Source organism: Paracoccus niistensis (genome assembly GCF_042432925.1).
GTDB classification, from domain to species: Bacteria; Pseudomonadota; Alphaproteobacteria; order Rhodobacterales; family Rhodobacteraceae; genus Paracoccus; species Paracoccus niistensis.
In genome coordinates, this window is record NZ_JBHLWE010000014.1 from 1 (window position 1) to 1,639 (window position 1,639).

Consider the following 1,639-nt stretch of genomic DNA (forward strand, 5'->3'; position numbering starts at 1 on the left):
GCATGACTAAAGGTGGGTCACTTCTCGATGGAAAACCCGGGTCAGTTCCGGGTGGAAATCAACAGTGCAGATAGGATAAGCCTTTCCGCCTGGGCAAGACAATCATTCCATGATGACTGGTTCGCAGCAGCCGCGATCGAGCGTGGTATTGGCATTCACACTGGTAGAATGCCTCGCGCACTGGCCCAGCTCCAGATCGAGCTCTTTGATCGTGGAGCCTTGGACATTCTGGTCTGTACCTCCTCGATCATAGAAGGGGTCAACACTGCTGCGAAATCTGTAGCCATTGCAGATGCAAGAATTGATCGGAGTCCTATCAGCTACTTTACTCATGAAAACATCAAAGGCCGCAGTGGACGGATGTTCCGGCACTTCGTTGGCAAGGTGTATCTTTTCCATGATCCTCCTCCACGAGATCATACCGAGGTCGATCTAGAGTATGTCGATGGAACTGCGCTACCGGACGGATTTATTGCTGGTATTGACCCCAGTGACGATCCGCCACTGGTTGCACGCCAGCAAAGCTTATCCTCAACTATTGGTCTATCGCCTTTTGTTATTCGCGAATTCTCAGCTCTGTCCCTCTCTGTTTTAGAAAGCATAGTTGCGGGTGTGGATGAGAGAATCCGGGAACAAAGGTTTGGGATCTGCTGGGACGGTATTCCGCAATGGCCTCGGCTTAAATCAACAATTCAGTTGATTTGGCAACACGCACGCCCTCGGACGTATAGTGCCCCCACTGCTGGGAGCGCACTAAGGTTGCTAGCAATTGCCGCCAAAAAGCGGAACGTTGGCGCATTTATTCGAGAGGTTGCAGTTCATGAGCGTGACGGTGTAGATCGCGGTATTGACACAGCGCTAAGTTTTTTGAAGGTAATGGAATACGATCTTCCGCTCCGTCTTGCTGCCCTTGAAGCAGTTATCAAAGATCGGTGGCACGATCCCAAAGCTCAGAGTGTGGACTATTCAACCTACATTGCGGCAATGAAGTCGTGGTTTTCGGTTGCACCTGCGAGTGCATACGAGGAAATTGGGCTTCCGGCACAACTTGTTGAAAAGTATGCTCCATCGGCTGGAGATCAGCCCCTGCAAACAATGATTGAGCTGATAGACCGTCAACTTGTATCAGCTTCTGATGACTTAGTTCAGCGTGCAGAGCGCCTATTTTTAAGCCGTGTTCTTCCATTGCGATAATGTCGTCATGAGAGCTAATGCAAAAAGCTGTTTTAAGTCCATCGTCCGGGAAGTAGTGGTTTGAGATCCTTTCCATGACTTACGATCTGCCATGATGTGACGGCCCTTACTTCAGGGGTCTGTCCAGTCCTCCAGCATCAACCCGGCCACCCGGCGGAACTCGCCCGTGTTGTGGGTCACTAGGGTGAACCCGCGCGCCTTGGCCTGCCCTGCGATCAGTACGTCGTATGGGCCGATCGGTGTTCCGGCACGGGCAAGTTCCGCTCGGATCTCGCCCGCGACCCGCGCATCCTCCGGGTCAATGTCGAGGATCGGCAAATCCGAAAACAGCAGCCGCAGGGTTTCCAGGTTGAAGGCGACCTTCTGGCTGCGATAGGCGCCGTGGCCTGCTGCCGGTTTCGTGGACGTCAGGTTAAGTTTGCATAGCACGGGCCTCGAACGCCAC

General features: G+C 52.9%; 2 protein-coding genes. One reads left to right on the top strand and one right to left on the bottom strand.

From position 1 onward, the window contains the following. The first annotated feature begins 12 nt into the window (after window positions 1-12). Complete coding sequence (locus ACFFII_RS04015) at window positions 13-1,194, top strand: hypothetical protein (RefSeq protein ID WP_377697614.1); 1,182 nt, start codon at window positions 13-15, stop codon at window positions 1,192-1,194. A gap of 111 nt (window positions 1,195-1,305) precedes the next feature. On the opposite strand, the gene ACFFII_RS04020 is transcribed toward ACFFII_RS04015, so the two are convergent. Beyond that, window positions 1,306-1,639: PIN domain-containing protein (locus ACFFII_RS04020; protein ID WP_377697615.1), on the bottom strand; the 334-nt coding region annotated here is incomplete at its 5' end.